This window comes from Bradyrhizobium sp. Ghvi (genome assembly GCF_900115265.1).
Lineage (GTDB): Bacteria > Pseudomonadota > Alphaproteobacteria > Rhizobiales > Xanthobacteraceae > Bradyrhizobium.
The window spans coordinates 696,074-713,849 of sequence record NZ_FOVU01000004.1; the positions used below are offsets into that span (position 1 = coordinate 696,074).

The window sequence follows — 17,776 nt, forward strand, 5'->3', positions numbered from 1 at the left end:
GCCCGGCGGTTGCACTTTGCCGATTTGCTCGCGTCGGCCGAGGATGTTGAGGCCGCGCGTTCCACTGGAAATGAGGTGGCGAGCCGGAGCTTGGAATCGCGGCCGCGCGCGCCGTAGAAATCACGCGTCGCCAGCGCGGTGGTCGCAGTGAATGGCTCGTCGCCTCGGGCGGCAGGCCTGCGCCGACCGGCCTTGAACGCCGCAAGGTCGCTCGTTACGCTCGAGGAAAACCGGGAGATACGCGTGAAGCAGCTGAGGATCGGCGACACCACCATCGATGCGGTGATCGAGCGGGAGGGGCCGTGGCGGCGGCCGCAAGATTTTTTCCCGGGATATGATGAGGGTGTGTTCAAGCAGCATCTGCCGACCATGGAGCCGGAGGTGTTCGACGTCGCTCGCGGCATGATGGTCATCACCTACCAGACGTTCGTGGTGCGCACGCCGTGCTACACCATTCTTGTCGACACCTGCACCGGCGAGGACAAGGGCCATCCGCCGCCATTCGACTTTCCCGGCAAGGAGCGCTGGCGCAACGAATTGTTCGCGCTCGGCATCGGCTTCGAGCAGGTCGACTACGTCTTCTGCACGCATTTGCATATCGACCACACCGGCTGGAACACGACGTTGCGCGACGGCCGCTGGGTGCCGACGTTCCCGAACGCGAAATACGTCTTTCACAAGGGCGAGTACGCCGCCTGGGAGGCCGAGAACGCCAAAGGCAACAATCCACCCGGCACTGTGTTTCGCGACAATTGCCTGCCGATCGTCGAGGCGGGACAGGCGCTGCTGGTCGATGACGGCTATGCGCTGGACGATACCGTCACGCTGACGCCGACGCCGGGGCATTCGCCCTGTCATTGCTGCGTCAATATCTTCTCGAAGGGCCGGCGCGCGGTGGTCGCCGGCGACCTCATGCATCACCAGATCCAGTGCCGCGAGCCGGACTGGTCGGCCAGGCCCGACTGGGATGCAAAACAGTCGGCGGTGTCGCGGCGAAAGTTCTTCGCTTCCGTTGCCGACACCGACACGCTGATCTTGCCGATCCATTTTCCGGCGCCGACGGTCGGACTGATCAAGCCGTTCGGCGCCGCGTTCGATTACCGCTTCAAGCGGGAATAGGCTGCTTCTTCCCGTCATGCCAGGGCTTGTCTCGGGCATCCACGTTCTTGTTTCACTGACGACAAAGAGCGTGGATGGCCGGGACAAGCCCGGCCATGTCGAAATCGCAGGACGTTTGCGATGTTGCAGCTGCGGCGGCAGCGCCCCGGATGCTCTAATACGTATAGAACATCCGCTGGATTTCCTTGCTGTCGCTCGTCTTGGTCAGCGCCAGCATCAAGAGGATGCGCGCCTTCTGCGGATTGAGCGTATCCGAGACGATGAAGTCGTGTTCGTCGTCCTTGGCTTCGCCATTGCGCGCGACGATGCCATTGCCGACACGGCTGCTGCGAACGATTACGACCCCCTTCTTGTGGGCCTCGTCGAGCGCCGGCTCGACCGCCGGCCGGGCCAGGCTGCCGTCACCCACGCCGGCGTGCACGATCCCCTTGGCACCGGCGGCGACGAACGCGTCGATCGCAACCCGGTTCATGTTGGCGTAGCCGTAGACGATGTCGACTTGCGGCAGGGTATCGAGGTTGGACACGTCAAACTCGGAGTCCGCCGTGTGTCGGCGGGTCGATTGACGATAGAAATACGGCTTGTTGCCCTGCATGTAGCCGAGAAAGCCGAGCTCCGGCGTGCGGAAGGTGTCGGCCGTCGAGGTGTTGGTCTTGGTGACCTCGCGCGCCGCGTTGATCTGATCGTTGAGAGCGACGAGCACGCCCTTGCCGACGGCCTCCTCGCTGCCTGCGAGGATCACAGCATTGAAGAGATTGATCGGACCATCCGCGCTGATCGCCGTCGACGGCCGCATGGCACCGACGACGACGACAGGTTTCCTGCTCTTGACCACGAGGTCCAGGAAATAGCTGGTCTCCTCGATCGTATCGGTCCCGTGCGTGATCACGATCCCGTCCACGTCGTCCTGCGCAAGGAGCGTGTTGACGCGCTTGGCGAGCTTCAGCCAGTAGTCATTGTTCATGTTCTCGCTGGCGATCTGGAAAACCTGCTCGCCCTTGACGTTGGCCACCGTCTTCAGCTCGGGGACGGCGTTCAGGAGGGTCTCGATGCCGACCGTGGCTGCGGTGTAGCCGACCACGGTGGTGCTGCTCGCCCCGCTGCCGGCGATCGTGCCGCCGGTGGCCAGAACCACGACGTTGGGCAGGCCGGGGCCCCTCGCACTTGCGACGTCAAGACTGATGAGCAGCGCAAAGAGCACGCTCATTGTCGCCATCATGTAATCACGCACTCGGAACTGCCACATCTCGACCACCCTTTTTCTAGAAGCCTCGTCGATGCGCCCCGATTTCGCTCAGCGCCGTATGATCCGTCAGGAGCGGCGTTCTGTCTAGGGTGGCGATGTCTGTTGTTTGCGCGCGCGGCGCGTGCAGGCAGGTGGCGATAGTCGCCCCTCTCGTGCTCAAACAACAAACGTCAATGCCCGGGACAAGCCCGGGCATGACGAAGGTTGCTCGTTAAAGAGGCAGCGAAGGCACAGCGACTTACGCGCCCATCTCGCACTTCTTCATGAAGCTGTTCTTTGCGGCACCGGCGAGCGGCTTGCCGTCGGAGCCGACGGCCTTCGGCGCGCAGGCCTCTTGCTTGCACTTCTTCATGAACGAGGTCTTGGCCGCACCGGCGAGGGCTTTGCCGTCCTTGCCGACCGCCTTGCTCTCGCAGGTATCGTCCGCAAAGGCCGAGCCGGCTGCGAAGGTGGCAACGATCGCAGCCAGGAAAATCCGTTTCATCATTGGGTCTCTCCCTAAACCAAAATGGCGTTCCGGATTGGAGCCCGGAATCGTGGCGCAATCAAGCAGGATGAACGGTCGTCGCCCGGTCCGCCTGCCAATTTCTCGCGAGAGGTCTCCGCGTCTCAGGCTTTTCCGCCGATGCTCCTGACCAGCATCGCGACCTGGACGGCGATCAGGCGCTTCATGTCCTTGCCGTTCCTGGCCGTTTCGCGCAATCCGCGCATGCCGAAGACGAGGCACCGTGCCAGCACGTCCGCTCCGTCCGCCGTGCCCGAGGACCGTACCTGATCGCGGATGAGATCGGCGACCAGCGACTGGAAATTCTCGTAAACGGTCCTGACGGCTGGAAATCGCAGATCGAACAGATCCGCTGCATCGGGATGCGCCTCCGACAGGTCGAAGCCGTGAGATCCCCAGGATTTGCAGGCATGGAGCAGCTTGGCGTGGAGTCCATCGAGCCGCGCGATCGATGCGAGAATCTCGCGGTGCTTCTGTTCGTCCATGGCCCGGATCACCGCAGCGAACACGGCATCCTTGTCGGGGAAGAGCAGATAAAGCGCCGGCCGCGATATCCCGGCCTCGGCGGCGATATCGCCCATCGTCGTGCGGGCAAAGCCGTAGCGGCAGAAGACCTGCGTCGCGGCTGCGATCGCGATCTGCTCTTTGGACACAGGAGCTTGAGCCATGATCCTCACCCTCAATGCGCACCACGTATTGACAAAAAGTCGATAATTGTCAATTTGTCATAGCACGAAACGAAGCCGTGAAAGGTTTGCGAGATGAACAACGACGCGCGATTGAAGACCTGGACCACCTACCAGGCGGCATGGGGACCCATCGACGAGGACGAGCGGCGCCGGTTGCTGGAGCAGAGCGTGGCTGCGGATTGCGTGTACACCGATCCGGGCTCGCAGGTGGCTGGACGGAAGGCCTTGATGGCCCGCATCGGGCAAACGCAGCTGAAGTTTCCGGGAGCCCATTTCAGGAACGACAGCTTCGTCGAACACCATGAACAGGGGCTTTTCCGCTGGACCATGTATGACGGCGCCGGCCGCGTCTTCGTCAAGGGCGAGAGTTTTGGCCGCTTTGGCGAAGATGGCCGCCTGGTTCAGGCGACCGGCTTCTTCGAAGTCCCCGCGGCGGCTTCCTGATAGCGCGCCGATTGCGCGAGGGCGGCGGTCTCAGACCCCGCGCGCCAGCAACACCTTGAAATCGGCGCGCGCACGTTGCGCCTCGGCGCGGGCGACCTCGGAGGCCTCGCCCATGCCGAAATAGCCGTGAATCAGGCCGGCGCCCTCATGATGCTTGACGCGCACGCCGGCGGCCTCCAGCGCTTTCGCATAGGCCGCGCCTTCGTCGCGCAGCGGATCGAACCAGGCGGTGGTCACGATCGCGGGCGCGAGGCCTTTGAGCGATGCGGCCCGCAGCGGCGACACCCGCCAGTCTGAGGCATCTGCGGGATCGGCGAAATAGTGTCCGCAAAACCACTCCATGGTGGCGCGCGTGAGGAAATAGCCGTCGGCATTTTCCGCGCGGGAGGGAAAGCGGGCGTTCTCGCGCGTGTCGGCATAGAGGCCGACGGCGTCGGTGACGGGATAGACCAGCAATTGCGCGGCGAGCTTGATGCCGGCATCGCGAGATGCGATCGCGGTCGTGGCCGCAAGATTGCCGCCGGCGCTGTCGCCGGCAACGCCGAGGCGTCTGGGATCGCCGCCAAATTCCGCGACGCGGTTGAAGATGTCACTTGCGGCGGCAAACGCGTCCTCGAAGGCGCCGGGAAAGCGTGTCTCCGGCGGCCGGCGGTAGTCGACGGATACGACGACGGCGCCGGTCTCAATCGCGAGATTGCGCGCCTGCCTGTCGTGGGTCTCGAGATCGCCTGCAACCCAGCCGCCGCCATGGAAGAACACCACGGTCGGTGCGGGATCGCTGCCGACGCGATAGACGCGGGCATCGAGCGGGCCGGCGCCGCCCTTCACCTTGATGTCAAGCACGGCATCGACCGGCGGTGGCGGCACGGCGGCGCGCGCGGCAGCCAATGCGCGCAAGGAATCGCGGGCGCTCTGTGGCGTCATCGTCGCGGGATCGCGCAGCGGCAGCAGCGGAATGATCTGGGCAACGACGGGATCGAGCGGCGCGGGCATCGGCGGGTCCTCAGGGGTTCTTGGTCTTGGTTGGCCGTTAGCATAGATTTGGCGCGCCGCATCGGCAACCGGCCACGCACTACAATTGCCATGCCGGCGAATGAACGGGCAGGGAGGCCTCGAGGTGGAATTCGAAACGCTGGTCCAGTCGCGCCGCAGCGTGCGCGGTTTCAGGAACGAGAAGGTGCCGCGCGCGGTGATCGAGGCGATCATCGAGAGCGCCAAGCGTGCGCCGTCGTCGATGAACACACAGCCCTGGCATGTACACGTGCTGACCGGCGCGCCGCTTGAAGAGGTGCGCCGCCGCAACATGGAGGAGATGGCGGCCGGCGCCAAGGTCAAGCGCGACATCGTCAGCCATGGCGAGTACCAGGGCGTGCATCGCGCCCGTCAGGTCGACATCGCCAAGAAGCTGTTCGGCGCGATGGGGATCGCGCGCGACGACAAGCCGATGCGGCAGGACTGGGTGCTGCGCGGCTTTCGCCAATTCGACGCGCCGGTCTCGCTGGTGCTGACCTACGATCGCGTGCTCGATCCCGGTGCGGTCTGCCATTTCGACCTCGGCGCACTCTGCTACGGTCTCGTGCTCGCGGCCTGGGACCGCGGGCTCGGCTCTGTCATCAACGGCCAGGGGATCATGCGCAGCGACATCGTGCGCGAGGTCGCGGCGATTCCCGAGGACGAGGTCATCATGACTTGCGTCGCGATGGGCTATCCCGATGACAACTTTGCCGCGAACGCCGTTCGTTCGGATCGCGAAGGTAACGATGAGTTCGTGCGCTATCTCGGATTCGCCGAGTGAATTGGAAGGACCGGAGGAGGGTATTCCCTCGCGAAATTTTTCGTGCGGACTCGTTAGGGCCTCTTGCAATCTTCATCATGCAGGAGGAACAATATGCTGACTAAAAGGTTTGTTGCTGGCGCGAGGGAATTGACATGCGGCGGCTGGCTAGCCTGGTTCGATGGTTCTTCGGCCCGCGGATGCGGCGCCCGCTCGATGATGATCCCACCCTTCCTTTTACCTCCGAAGAGTTCGGCAGACTGATCCGCAGCGGTAAGCGCGAGGACATGAAGCTGCTCGCCGACGGTCTGACTTGTCGCTCGATACCGCATCGCATCAAATACCGGGCGACGCACTAGGCGCGAGCACTCAGCCATCGCGCGATTGGAGCGAGTTGGACGAAGGCGATCATCCGTCGTGACGCGAGCCGCTCACCTCGTCCCAGATTCATTATTGAAATGAGTGACGCGGACCAGCGCTTTTCACTTCTGGAATAGGCGCGGCCATGCGCATTGGACTCCCATGCACCGGCACCATGCGAGGACGAATGAAGCTTCGCCCCTGGAGCGCGGTCGCCGGCGATAGCGCGACAAAGCGGTTGGGGCCGGGCTTCGGTTTCGTGCTAGTGTGCCGGCCATGAGCAATCGCATCCTCGTTCTCTACGGTTCCTACCGCTCCGACCGCATGGGCATCCGCCTTGCGAATTTCGTCATCGATCGCCTGCGCAGTCGCGGCGAGGAGGTCGACTTCATCGATGCCAAGGCGATCGGCCTGCCGATGCTCGATCGCATGTACAAGGAATATCCCAGCGGGACCGCTCCGCCGGCGCTGGAGAAGCTGGCCGGCCAGATCCGCGGTGCCGACGGCTTTGTCTTCGTCACCGGCGAATATAATTGGGGCATTCAGCCCGGCCTGAAGAACCTTACCGACCACTTCCTGGAGGAGTGGTTCTGGCGGCCGGCCGCGATCGTGAGCTATTCCGCCGGCCGGCTGTCCGGCGCGCGCGCCTCGACCGCCTGGCACGGCACGCTGTCGGAAATGGGCATGGTCGTGATCTCGAGCACCATCGGCGTCGGGCCGATCGCGCAGACGCTGTCGGCCGAAGCCGAGCCGATCGGCGAGGGCGGCAAAGCGCTGGAACGTTCGTTTCCGCGCTTTGCCGACGATCTGACGTGGTGGATCGAGGCCGCGAAAGCGCAGCGGGCGCGCAAGGCGCCGCCTTACTGATAGCGGCCTAAGCCGCCCTGACTTCGCCGAGGAAGCGGTCGAACTGGCCGGCGAGGTCGCGCGACTGGGTCGAGAGCTGCTCGGCGGCGCCGAGCACCTCCCTCGCAGCTGCACCGGTGTCGTCGGCGGCGCGCTGCACGCCCGATATGTTGGTGTTGACCTCCTGGGTGCCGCGCGCGGCTTCCTGGACGTTGCGGGCGATCTCCTTGGTCGCCGCGCCCTGCTCTTCGATCGCGGCCGCAATCGCGGTGCCGATCTGGTCGATCTCGCCGATGACGTCGGCGACGTTGCGGATCGCGGCCACGGTCTCGTCGCTCGCGGTCTGGATTGCGGTGATCTGCTCGGAGATTTCCGTCGTGGCCTTGGCGGTCTGGCCGGCCAGCGATTTCACTTCGGCAGCAACCACGGCAAAGCCGCGGCCGGCATCGCCGGCACGGGCGGCCTCGATCGTCGCGTTGAGTGCGAGGAGATTGGTCTGCTCGGCAATGCTCTGGATCAGCGTGACGACGTCGCCGATCTTCTGGGCGCCCTCGGCCAGCGTACGCGCGGTGTCGCCGGTGCGGCGAGCGTTGTCGACGGCACGCGCCGCGATCTCGGTCGATTGCGCGACCTGGCGGCCAATCTCGGCGATCGAGGAGGTCAGCTCTTCCGTGGCGCTGGCCACGGTCTGAACGTTGGTCGAGGTCTGCTCGGAGGCGGCCGCGACGACTGCGGCCTGGCTGTTGGTCTGCGCCGCCGTCGAGGTCATCGACTGCGCCGTGCTCTCCATGGTGGCGGACGCCTGTGACAGCCCGCCGACAAGCTCGGTGATCTTGGCTTCGAATGAACGAGTCAGCTCGTCGAGTGCCTGGGCACGTCGCATCTTGCCGTCGTTCTCGGCCTGCTTCTCGGCCGCGAGCCGGTCGGCCCGGATCATGTTGTCCTTGAAGACCTGAACGGCTGCGGCCATCGCGCCGATCTCGTCGGAGCGTTCGGCGCCGGGAATGTCCTCGGCAACGTCGCCCTCGGCGAGCCGCGACATCCGGGTCGTGAGGTTGACGATCGGGGCGCAGACGCGACGGCGGACCATCACGATGAGGCCGACGCTAGCGACCAGCACGGCGAGGAGGCCGACCAGTGCGATCGTGAAGCTGGTGCGCGCGGCGCCAGAGGCGCCGGCGAGGATCTGCTCGGCATTGTCGTAGAAGGCGTCGCGGACGTCGATGATGGTACCGAGGCCGCGCTGCGTGGCGGCATAATAGGTCTCCACGTCGTGTTCGTACTTGCCGCTGACGGCACCGTCCTTGACCATCTTGAGCTCGCGGCCGAACTCCTCGACATAAATTGCGTTGAATTTCTCCAGCGCAGCGGCGACGTTCGCGGGCGTTGTCGGATTGCCGCGTAGTTCCTGCAGCGACATGACGAGCTGGTCATTGCGGCCCTGGGAGCGGCTGATGTCCGCCTTCTCCGCGTCGGTTGCCGGCTTTTTGCCCCCGACGAGATTCTTGTGCAGGCTGGAGTTGAAGCCGCCGACGTCGCGCAGTGTCATCGCGATGTTGGCATAACTCGCTTGGCGATAGGCATCGCCATTGAGAATCGCCATGCGACGAACCTGCTCGTTGAGCAGCGCGGTCACGCCGGCGTTGAGCACGGCGTTGTCGGCGACGATCTTCTTGGCCGCGTCCTTGCGCGCCTCTGCCGGCCCGGCCATCGCCTTGTCGATGGCCTCGCGCAGCGCCGTGAATTTCGAATTGATGCCATCGATGTTGCTGCCGATGTTCACGCCGTCGTCGAACGAGCCGGGCAGCTCCTTGCGCAGCGCATTCATCTTCTCGCGGGCGCCGTCGGTCTGCTGGCGCAGTTTGCCTTGCTCGGCGAGCTGAGCCGGATCGATCGTCGCCGGTCCGTAAAGGATGTTGGTGGAGAAGCCGCGCTCGGGGTTGAGATAGCGCGGAATGTCGCTGACGGCGCGAACGATCGCGAGCCGCCCCTGTGCCTCGGTGACACGCTCGATCGTCTGGTATTTCGTCACGGCGACGTAGACCGCGAGGCCGCCGCCGACGGTCGAGAGCGAGACAATGGCGGTGGTCAGGAGCGTACCGATTTTCATGATTTGTCCGGCATTGGCGCGGGGAGAAAGATATTCTCCAAAAATAGAGATGGCGTATTAATCCCGGGTTTACGCTCGCGGCCGCCGGTGTCGCGGTCACCTTGCCTCTTGATCGAGAGAAGCGAGAATCTCCAGCGTCGCGCCGTCGGGCTCGCCAGCGAAATACCGGGCGAGCGCCTCGCCGAAAATTGGCTCGTCGGACACCGTGTCGAACAGCGTCATCGACGAGCGGAATTTGGCGTCGTCGGGCGCGTCCAGGGACGAACCATAAATGCGATCCTCGGCGGCAAGCACGAGGCCGGTGCATTCGATCAGGCGCGGGCCGAGAATCGGGTGGGCGAGATAGGCTTTGGCCTCTGCCCGCGAGCCGATGGCGTAGCGCTGGGACATGGCGCTGAAGCCGAGGCCGGCGACCTGCGGGAAGACGAACCACATCCAGTGAGTCTGCTTCCGCCCTCCGGCGAGCTCCCCCAAAACGGCGCGAAAAACCGGCTCCTGGGCCCTGACGAAGCGCTTTAGATCGAAAGGATCGGTCATGGGATACCTCAGGCGGGCTTTCCGGCCGCGATTATGCCTAACTTTTGGCTCCCAATGTGGTAGCTGGTATAGAGTCTCCGGGTGGGGGTTGGGTCCCCCGGGGGTCGATTTGGGGATCTGATGGTTTCCGACCGCGCAAGCGCCGAGAGGCTATTGTCGCGCCGCCGTGTTGGGCGAGCCGAGACAATACTGCTGTCTATGGCCGCCATCGCGCTGGCGCTGGGCGCCGCCGCATGGGTCGTGGACATCGGCGACTCGACCCCGCTGGTGTCGGCCGCACTGCCGCCGGCCAATGCTCCCTCGTTCGAAGACCGTTTCGCCTCGCTGTCGGGCAACCCGCCCGCCCGCGACCTTGGCTTGCGGACGATGGAGCGCTCCGCTTTGAATGCGGTGCAGCTCAAGCTTCGCGATGCCAAGGCGATGCTCGCCCAAAAACTCCAGGGCGACGACTGGCGCTCGATCCTGACCGAAGACGACAACAACAAGCCCGCGGCCGAAGAGGCCAAGCCCACGCAGCGCGCCGATGCCGTCCCGATGCCGCGCTCGCGACCGGTCCAAGCGGATTTCTCCGCGCAGATCGCTTCCAGCCAGGCCTATGCTGACACCAATCCCAAGGTCGACAATCGCAACTTCTTCGAAAAGTTCACCGACAAGATCAGGTTGGCCTCGTTGACGCCCGGCGACGGTCTGCTCGGCAGGGCCCCGGATCTCGCCGCGCTCGGTTACGATTCGAAGACGGCGGTTTATGACATCAAGGCCAAGGCGCTCTATTTGCCGAGCGGCGTCGCGATCGAGGCCCATTCGGGTATGGGCGCGCTGATGGACGATCCCGATCATGTCGACCAGCGTATGGTCGGCGCGACTCCGCCTGCGACCTACGACCTCAAGCCGCGCGAAAAGCTGTTCCACGGTGTTCGCGCGTTGCGCATGACGCCGACTGACGGCACCAGCGCGCTCGGCCGCGTCGGCCTGCTCACGCACACCTATATGCTCGGACCGCGCGGCGATTCCAACGGCTGTGTCTCGATCAAGGACTATGATCGCTTCCTCAAGGCTTACGACAATGGCGAGTTCAACCGCCTGGTCGTGGTGCGAAGCCTGGGCGAAGCGGCGACTGCCTCGCAGCGCGTCAGTAACAGCACCAATTCCTGATCTTCGATGTCTGACGTTTGCCTGCTGCGGCAGGGCTGCCGTTTTCCCTTCGTTAAGCCGTTGTCGTTCAGAAGCAGCCCATGAGTGATCCAGCAAGCTCCGAGACCCCGCTGCGCACGACGTTCAAGATCAAGCTGAACGGTGACACGCTGGCGATCGCAACCGTCGGCCAGGCCTATCAATTCCTCACCAACTTCAAATCGGTCGAGTGGATGGAATTCCGCTCGCTGCATGAGGACGCCGTGCACGCGCTGGAGGGCGCTGCCGGCAATGCCATGCTCGTGGTGCAGGCGACGAATGCCGTGCGGGCGCTGTTCGTGAGTGCGAAGCTGCTCTGAAGCAGGCGTTCTCCTGCTACCGCTCGAACCGACGTCGTGGCGCGTTTCGGGCTGAGCCCACACTCCGTCACCGCAACCCCGCGGCTGACTGGTTTGGCAGCCCCGGCCCTCCTTTGTCATGGCTTGAACTGCATGGCGGGAACGGGCAAACGGTCCGCGAGGACCGTGGCTAGCGCCACTCGTTTCAAGCCCGACACCAAGAAAGAGAGCCCATCATGAAACGCCGTACATTCCTCAGGGGCGGCGCGGTTGCCGGCGCGACGACGCTGGTTGCTGCCCCTGCGATCGCGCAGAGCGCGCCCGAGATCAAATGGCGCCTGACCTCGAGCTTCCCGAAGTCGCTCGACACCATCTACGGCACGGCGCAGACCTTTGCGAAATATGTTGCCGAAGCCACCGACAACAAATTCCAGATCCAGACCTTTGCGGCGGGCGAGATCGTTCCCGGTCTCCAGGCACTCGATGCCGTCAGCGTCGCCACCGTCGAGATGGCGCAGACGCCCCTCTATTTCTACATCGGCAAGGAGCCGGCACTGGCCTACGCAACCGGTGCTCCGTTCGGAATGAATCATCGGCACCAGGAATCCTGGTGGTACTTTGGTGGCGGCGCCGACCTCGCCAACGAGGCGCTGAAGCCGTTCAAGGCGCACGCCATTCTCTGCGGTAATTCCGGTACCCAGATGGGTGGCTGGTTCCGCAAGGAGATCAAGACGGTCGACGATCTCAAGGGCCTCAAATTCCGTATAGCCGGCATGGGCGGCCATGTGCTGGCGCGGCTCGGCGTCGTCCCGCAGCAGATCGCGGGTGGCGACATCTATCCGGCGCTGGAGAAGGGCACGATCGACGCAGTCGAGTTCGTCGGCCCCTATGACGACGAGAAGCTCGGCTTCCAGAAAGTCGCCAAATATTACTATTTCCCCGGCTGGTGGGAGGGCGGCGCCATGCTGCACATGATCGTCAATGACGAGAAGTGGGCGAGCTTGCCGAAGCACTACCAGGCGATCGTCAACCAGGCGGCCTCGGCGGCCGGCGCCTGGATGCTCGAGAAATATGACAGCGTGAATCCGGCGGCGCTGAAGCGACTGATCGCAGGCGGCGCGGAGCTGAAAGCCTTCCCGCAGCCGGTCCTCGAGGCCTGCTACAATGCGACCCAGGAGCACCTGAACGAACTCGCCGCCAAGAGCGACCTGTTCAAGCGCACCAAGGAAAGCCACGATGCGTATATGAAGGAGCTGCTGTTCTATACGCAGATCGCGGAGAATTTTTACGACAACTATCTGCTCAGCAAGATGCGCAACAAGAGCTGAGCGAGGTCGTCATTCCGGGGCGCGTCTCTTGGCGCGAACTCGGATATCCATTTCACCGCGCGTATTGTAGCCTGATGGATTCCGGGCGCGCGACTTTGTCGCGCCCCGGAATGACACGCGAAGGGAGCAGCCTACGTCGCCCCTAACCCCAGCTTCGCATAGATACGCCTTGCATAGATGCCGAACGCGTCCGTCGTCTTCAACGGCAGGTCGCGCGGGAAGGGCAGGTCGATGGGGAAGTAATCGGCCATCTTCGCGGGTCCCGCGGTCAGCACCGCGCAGTGCGACGACAGGAACACCGCCTCCTGGATCGAATGCGTGACGAAGACGATGGTCTTGCCGCTCTCGCGCCAGATCCGCAGCATCTCAAGATTCATCTGCTCGCGCGTCAGCGCATCCAGCGCGCCGAACGGCTCATCCATCAGGATCAGTTTTGGATCGTGGATGAAGGCGCGCGCGATGGCGGTGCGCTGCTGCATACCGCCGGAGAGCTCTCGCGGATATTTCTGCTCATAGCCGGCAAGTCCGACCAGTTTGAGCAGATCGCGCGCCCGCTCGCGCGCGGCCTTCATCGGCAGACCGACGATCTCGGCGGGCAGCAGCACGTTGTCCAGGATGGTGCGCCATTTCAAGAGCAGCGCCTGCTGGAACACCATGCCGATGTCGCGGCTCGGATCGAACGGACTTATGTCATTGCCGATTGTCACCGTGCCGCCGTCGGCGCCGTGCAGGCCGGCCAGGATCTTCATCACCGTGGTCTTGCCGCAGCCGGACGGGCCGACCAGCGAGACCAGCTCACCTTCCTGGACGTCCATCGTGACGTCGGACACCGCCAGAAACTCGGCGCCGCCACTGCGATAAACCTTTCGGACGCCTTGCAGGCTGATGAAGGGCTTCGAGCTCATGAAAGCCATTTTTCCAAATTGGCGGCGACGAAGGCATCGTCGCTGAGGTCGGCGTGCTCGCGCGTGACGCGGTCGATCTCCTCTTTCTGACCGGGGCTGAGGCCTTCGTTCGGATCGAGGCACCACAGGCCCTGCATCAAGCCCTGGCGCCGCAGGATTTCGTGGCAGCCGGCGATGCAGCCATGGAAATTGTTGGTGACGTCGAAGAAGGCGCTGTTGCAATCGGTGACGCGGGCATCGAGCGCGAGCAGATCGGCCGGCACGCTGTCCTTGTGCCGCGCCGCCTTGCAGCGCTCGAACTGCTTGACGGCGCTCGCCGTCCAGACCGACCAGTGGCCGAGCAGGCCGCCTTTGAAATAGGTGCGCGTGGTGACGCCCTTGTCGCGAAGGTCAAACGGCAGCATCAGGTCGAGCAGGATGTGATCGTCATTGCCGGTGTAGAGCGCGACCCGGTCGAGCGCGCCCGCCGCCGCGACGCCGCGCAGCACGTCGAGCGTGCGATAGCGGTTGAACGGCGCGATCTTGATTGCGATCACATTGTCGATCGCGGCAAAGCGCTGCCAGAAGCCGCTCGACAGGATGACGCCGCCGACGGCAGGCTGCAGGTAGAAGCCGACAAGTGGGATCTCGGCGGCGACAGCCATGCAATGCGCGATGATCTCGTCTTCGGTGGCGCTCTTCATCCCGGCGAGGCTGAGCAGGCCGGCGTGATAGCCGATATCGCGCGCGGTGCGGGCTTCGGCGGTTGCCTGCCGGGTCGGGCCGGCGAGGCCCGCGACCATCGCGAGCGGGCGCCGGGTCCAGCTTGACGCCGTCTCGGCTGCAAGCTCCAGCACGGGACGATAGAGACCGATGTCGCGGATCGCGAACTGCGTTGTGTGGACCCCGATGGCAAGGCCGCCGGAGCCGGCGTCGATGTAATAGCGCGTTAGTGCGCGCTGATGGGTCTTGTCGAGCTGCCGCTCGGCGGTGAGCGCGAGCGGATGCGCCGGCAGCACGGTGCCCTCGGCAATCAGCTTGCGGATGTCGCTGTCGATCTGGCTGTGGTGCATGGTGTCCTATCCGAATTCAGGGCCGGCGACGGCGAATGGCAATTCCTCGCTCGCTGCCGTGGCGGGGCCGAACCGCATCCGCTGGAACGGGCGCTCGATGGTCCAGCCAGATGTGGTCAATCCTTCGAGGAAGGCTTCCTGCGGCGCGACCGCGTCGAGCAGAAGAGGACCGGTCTCGGAGCGTACGATCGCATCGACCAGGGCCAGCGCTGCCGAGGCATTGTCGGCGAATAACGGGCCGACGTGACGGGCGGTCCGGCCATCGCGAACCAGCGCAATGGCCCCGTTCGCGGAGACGATGCGCGAGCCGGAGCGCTGAGCGAAAGCTGAGAGCAGGGCGGTGCGATCGAACCCGGTGGCCCGCCGGTCGCGCGCGCGAAGCGCATCGATGCTCGCGGAGAAAGGTGGTGGCGCTTCGGCCCGCGCGGACTTCGCCAGCTTCAGCCGACGCAATTGCAGCGTCGGCGTGAATCCGAGCGGGCCATAGACGGCGACGCCGGCGGGCGTCGCGTCGAGCCAGCAGGTCAGGCCGTTCTTGCGTGCCGTCTCCAGGCAGGCATCGACGAGGCGGGTCGCGAGGCCGCGCCGGCGGTGGCTTGATGTCACCAGCACCATGCTGATCCAGGCGTTGTTGCCGGAGTAGGGCAGCAGGGCGGCGGTTGCGACCAGCAGCACGCCGGTGCGGATGCCGAAGACGACGCCGTCGCGCAGGAAGATGCGCCAATCCTCTTCGGTCTGGTTCCAGCGTGCTTCCGTCGACAGCACGAGCCCCGCCATCGCATCTTCGGGGCCGAGCTTGATCACGGCAAGCCCGTCAGTAGCGGCCATCGCGCACCTCGTATTTGGTCGGCTTGCCGAGGCTCGGCATCGCGCGGGAGACCCAGTCGGCGGTCCAGGCGATCAGCTGTTCGGTGTCCACCACGGGCATGCCGAATAGCTTCACGGCTTGCGAGGTATCCGTCAGCCACGCCGTCGGCTCTTCCTTGCCTGTCAGTACTGGCGCGCGGCCGAAGCGGGCGCCGAACTCTTGTGCGAGATCGCGAACGGCCAAAATCTCGTGGCCGCTGACATTGATCGGCGAAGTCGGCGCGGTGCAATGCGCCAGGCAGCGCAGTGCCTGGGCGGAGGCATCACCTTGCCAGATGAAATTGACATGGCCGAGGCTGACGTCGATCGGCGCACCCGCGAGCACCTTTGTCGCGATGTCGTGAAGCACGCCGTAACGCATGTCGATGGCGTAGTTGAGCCGGAACAGCCGGCCCGGCGTTCCGAACTTGCGCGAGAAATACTCGAACATGCGCTCGCGCCCCACGCAGGACTGAGCATATTCGCCGGGCGGGTTCGGCGCCATCTCCTCGGTCGAACCTGCGCCCTCGACCGCGACGAACGGGTAGACGCAGCCGGTCGAGAACGCCACGATCCGCGACGATGCGAAGGCCTGCGCGACCAGCGCCGGCACATGCGCGTTCATCGCCCAGGTCAGCGACAGATCGCCTTCGGCGCCGAACTTGCGGCCGGCCATGAAGACGATGTTCGGCGCTTTCGGCAGCGCATCGATCGCGGCTTCATCCAGCAGGTCGCAATTGATGGTCTCGATGCCACGCGCTTGCAGCCAGTGCTTGACGCTTGCATCAGTGAAGCGGGCGACCCCAATGACGCGTCGTTCTGGGGCGGCCGCTTTCGCAAGGCCTGCCAGCGTCGGGCCCATCTTGCCGGCGACGCCGAGGATCATGATGTCGCCCTCGACCTTGTCGAGATCGTCGATCAACGCTTGCGTCGGCCGGCAGAGGAGATCGTCGAGGGCAGCGATGTCGGGGATCGTTTTCGGCAGCGTGTGGCGGGTGAGGAGCATCGATTGGTCCTTGGTCAGGTTTGCCTGGCATCGCCCACGACGAACATGTGTTCGAGGGCGAGCACCAGGCCGTAGAGAGCGACGCCGAGCAGGGTCAGCAGCACGACGGCCATCACCATCGCGGGCGTGTCGAGCGAGGATTGCACCTGGATCATGAGGTAACCGAGCCCGCGTTCGGAGGCGATGAACTCGCCGACGATGGCGCCGGCCACCGCGAGAATGGCGCCGACCTTCATGCCGGAGAAGATGTAGGGCAGCGACCCCGGCAGCTGGATCTTTCGGAACAGCGTCCAGCGCGAGCCGCGCAACGATTTGACGAGATCGAGCAGATCGGGCTCGACCTCGCGCAGGCCTCGTGCGGTGGTGAGCAGGATCGGGAAGAAGCAGATGCTGAAGGCGATCAGGATGTTCGGCACGATGCCGTAGGAGAACCAGACGATGAACAGCGGTCCGAGCGCGACTTTCGGGATCATGTTCAGCGTCACGAACAGCGGCAGCAGCACGAGGCTGATGAGCGGCGCCCAGCTGAAGACCACGGCGAGGGCGATGCCGACGACCGCGCCGAGCGCGAAGCCACCGAGGATCTCGATTCCCGTCACCAGCGTGTTGGCGCCCCAGGCGTAGCTTGCGGTTCCCAGCGTCTGCACCGTCGCGAGCGGCGAGGGCAGGATGAATTTCGGCACGTGGAAGGCATCGACCAGGACCTGCCAGAGCATGAGCACGGCGAGGTGCACGATCAGGACGATCGCAAAGCTGCGCGCCGGATTTGCTCCGCGAACTGCCACCGGTGCTCCTCGTTGCCGCGGCTCCCCTGCCTCGGCGGCAAGCCTAACCGGCCTTCCGCCAAGTTTCAACCAATCGGTTGATTACGGCCGGAGCGACTGCAGCACCAGATCGACGACATGCCGGCGGCGGGCGCGACGCGCGGTGCGGCTCGACAGGTCTTTGCCGAAGATTGCCGACAGCGTCGGCGTGTTGGAGAAAAAGAAATAGCTGAGGCCCGCGATGGAGATGTAGAGCTGGACGGGGTCGATCCCCTTGCGGAACAGGCCCGAGCGCACGCCTTCGTGAAGGATGTGGGAGACGCTCTTGACCAGCGGCGAATGCATGGCCTCCAGCCGCGTCGAGCCGCGGACGTGGCGGGCACCGCCGCGGTTCTCGTCGTTCAAAAGCACGATAAAATCGGGGTTCGTCGCCAAATGATCGAACGAGGCTTCGATCAGCCGGCGGATCGCCTTTTCCGGCGCCAGGCCCTCGAGATTGAGCCTGCGCTCCTGCTCGCGGATGTCTTCGTAGACCCATTCGAGCACGGCGAGGTAGAGCGCGTCCTTGTCGCCGAAATAGTGATAGACCAGCTGCTTGTTGACGCCGGCGCGCTCGGCGATCTCGTCGACGCGGGCGCCCGCAAAACCGTGCCGGGCAAACTCGAGGCGCGCCGCGGTGAGCAGCTTCTTGCGGGTGGCGACGGGGTCACGCCGCTGCGGCGCGGTGTCGCCTGATCGTTTTGCCGGCATTTCCAACCAAACAGTTGACAAGTTGA

20 protein-coding genes are annotated in these 17,776 nt (G+C 64.5%); 8 read left to right on the top strand and 12 right to left on the bottom strand.

Translation table 11 applies throughout. The annotated features are described in order from the left end of the window. Window positions 1-243 precede the first annotated feature (243 nt). Window positions 244-1,119, top strand: a complete 876-nt coding sequence (locus BM374_RS18880; protein WP_092294719.1) for an MBL fold metallo-hydrolase — start codon at window positions 244-246, stop codon at window positions 1,117-1,119. A gap of 154 nt (window positions 1,120-1,273) precedes the next feature. On the opposite strand, the gene BM374_RS18885 is transcribed toward BM374_RS18880, so the two are convergent. From BM374_RS18885 to BM374_RS18895, 3 genes are all read right to left on the bottom strand, one after another. Beyond that, entirely contained in the window at window positions 1,274-2,326 is a 1,053-nt protein-coding gene (locus BM374_RS18885; protein WP_092295039.1) for a type II asparaginase, read from the bottom strand. A 277-nt stretch (window positions 2,327-2,603) separates the two neighbouring features. After that, window positions 2,604-2,852 carry a hypothetical protein gene (locus tag BM374_RS18890; RefSeq protein WP_092294721.1) on the bottom strand — a complete coding sequence of 83 codons (249 nt, stop codon included), beginning with the start codon at window positions 2,850-2,852 and terminating at the stop codon, window positions 2,604-2,606. Between the two features lie 122 nt (window positions 2,853-2,974). Then, a complete protein-coding gene (locus BM374_RS18895; RefSeq protein ID WP_092294723.1) occupies window positions 2,975-3,538 on the bottom strand; it encodes a TetR/AcrR family transcriptional regulator in 564 nt (187 codons plus the stop codon). Window positions 3,539-3,631: 93 nt separating this feature from the next. Between BM374_RS18895 and BM374_RS18900 the strand changes: the two genes are divergently transcribed. Continuing rightward, window positions 3,632-4,003 carry a nuclear transport factor 2 family protein gene (locus tag BM374_RS18900; protein ID WP_092294725.1) on the top strand — a complete coding sequence of 124 codons (372 nt, stop codon included), beginning with the start codon at window positions 3,632-3,634 and terminating at the stop codon, window positions 4,001-4,003. Window positions 4,004-4,033: 30 nt separating this feature from the next. Here the strand turns inward: BM374_RS18900 and BM374_RS18905 are convergent, their stop codons facing one another. After that, on the bottom strand, window positions 4,034-4,996 hold the full coding sequence (locus BM374_RS18905) for an alpha/beta hydrolase (RefSeq protein ID WP_092294727.1): 963 nt from the start codon (window positions 4,994-4,996) through the stop codon (window positions 4,034-4,036). Window positions 4,997-5,120: 124 nt separating this feature from the next. Here BM374_RS18905 and BM374_RS18910 point away from each other — a divergent pair, with 124 nt between their 5' ends. From BM374_RS18910 to BM374_RS18920, 3 genes are all read left to right on the top strand, one after another. After that, entirely contained in the window at window positions 5,121-5,798 is a 678-nt protein-coding gene (locus BM374_RS18910; RefSeq protein WP_092295041.1) for a nitroreductase, read from the top strand. A gap of 134 nt (window positions 5,799-5,932) precedes the next feature. Continuing rightward, on the top strand, window positions 5,933-6,136 hold the full coding sequence (locus BM374_RS18915) for a hypothetical protein (RefSeq protein WP_092294729.1): 204 nt from the start codon (window positions 5,933-5,935) through the stop codon (window positions 6,134-6,136). A gap of 277 nt (window positions 6,137-6,413) precedes the next feature. Next, window positions 6,414-7,004 carry an NADPH-dependent FMN reductase gene (locus tag BM374_RS18920; protein WP_092294731.1) on the top strand — a complete coding sequence of 197 codons (591 nt, stop codon included), beginning with the start codon at window positions 6,414-6,416 and terminating at the stop codon, window positions 7,002-7,004. A gap of 7 nt (window positions 7,005-7,011) precedes the next feature. Here BM374_RS18920 and BM374_RS18925 read toward each other — a convergent pair whose 3' ends face one another. Both BM374_RS18925 and BM374_RS18930 read right to left on the bottom strand, forming a co-directional pair. After that, complete coding sequence (locus BM374_RS18925) at window positions 7,012-9,093, bottom strand: methyl-accepting chemotaxis protein (protein ID WP_092294733.1); 2,082 nt, start codon at window positions 9,091-9,093, stop codon at window positions 7,012-7,014. Between the two features lie 96 nt (window positions 9,094-9,189). Next, on the bottom strand, window positions 9,190-9,630 hold the full coding sequence (locus BM374_RS18930) for a DUF1810 domain-containing protein (RefSeq protein WP_092294735.1): 441 nt from the start codon (window positions 9,628-9,630) through the stop codon (window positions 9,190-9,192). 189 nt (window positions 9,631-9,819) lie between these two features. Here BM374_RS18930 and BM374_RS18935 point away from each other — a divergent pair, with 189 nt between their 5' ends. From BM374_RS18935 to BM374_RS18945, 3 genes are all read left to right on the top strand, one after another. Continuing rightward, window positions 9,820-10,782, top strand: coding sequence for a DUF2778 domain-containing protein (locus BM374_RS18935; RefSeq protein WP_244552636.1), 963 nt, complete (start codon window positions 9,820-9,822; stop codon window positions 10,780-10,782). A gap of 80 nt (window positions 10,783-10,862) precedes the next feature. Beyond that, window positions 10,863-11,120, top strand: coding sequence for a hypothetical protein (locus BM374_RS18940; protein WP_092294739.1), 258 nt, complete (start codon window positions 10,863-10,865; stop codon window positions 11,118-11,120). 215 nt (window positions 11,121-11,335) lie between these two features. Continuing rightward, window positions 11,336-12,427: a TRAP transporter substrate-binding protein gene (locus tag BM374_RS18945; protein ID WP_092294742.1), complete on the top strand. Its 1,092-nt coding sequence runs from the start codon at window positions 11,336-11,338 to the stop codon at window positions 12,425-12,427. Window positions 12,428-12,558: 131 nt separating this feature from the next. On the opposite strand, the gene BM374_RS18950 is transcribed toward BM374_RS18945, so the two are convergent. The 6 genes from BM374_RS18950 to BM374_RS18975 form a co-directional block, all read right to left on the bottom strand. After that, on the bottom strand, window positions 12,559-13,341 hold the full coding sequence (locus BM374_RS18950; protein WP_092294744.1) for an ABC transporter ATP-binding protein: 783 nt from the start codon (window positions 13,339-13,341) through the stop codon (window positions 12,559-12,561). Continuing rightward, window positions 13,329-14,384 (bottom strand): dihydrodipicolinate synthase family protein, encoded by a 1,056-nt coding sequence (locus tag BM374_RS18955; protein ID WP_092294746.1) that lies wholly within the window; start codon window positions 14,382-14,384, stop codon window positions 13,329-13,331. Before BM374_RS18955 ends, BM374_RS18950 begins: the two co-directional genes overlap by 13 nt. Window positions 14,385-14,390: 6 nt before the next feature. Further along, complete coding sequence (locus BM374_RS18960) at window positions 14,391-15,212, bottom strand: GNAT family N-acetyltransferase (RefSeq protein ID WP_092294748.1); 822 nt, start codon at window positions 15,210-15,212, stop codon at window positions 14,391-14,393. Further along, on the bottom strand, window positions 15,199-16,236 hold the full coding sequence (locus BM374_RS18965; protein WP_092294751.1) for an NAD-dependent epimerase/dehydratase family protein: 1,038 nt from the start codon (window positions 16,234-16,236) through the stop codon (window positions 15,199-15,201). Before BM374_RS18965 ends, BM374_RS18960 begins: the two co-directional genes overlap by 14 nt. Window positions 16,237-16,250: 14 nt before the next feature. Then, window positions 16,251-17,021, bottom strand: a complete 771-nt coding sequence (locus BM374_RS18970) for an ABC transporter permease (RefSeq protein WP_092294754.1) — start codon at window positions 17,019-17,021, stop codon at window positions 16,251-16,253. 81 nt (window positions 17,022-17,102) lie between these two features. Beyond that, complete coding sequence (locus BM374_RS18975) at window positions 17,103-17,750, bottom strand: TetR/AcrR family transcriptional regulator (RefSeq protein WP_092295043.1); 648 nt, start codon at window positions 17,748-17,750, stop codon at window positions 17,103-17,105. Window positions 17,751-17,776: the final 26 nt, after the last annotated feature.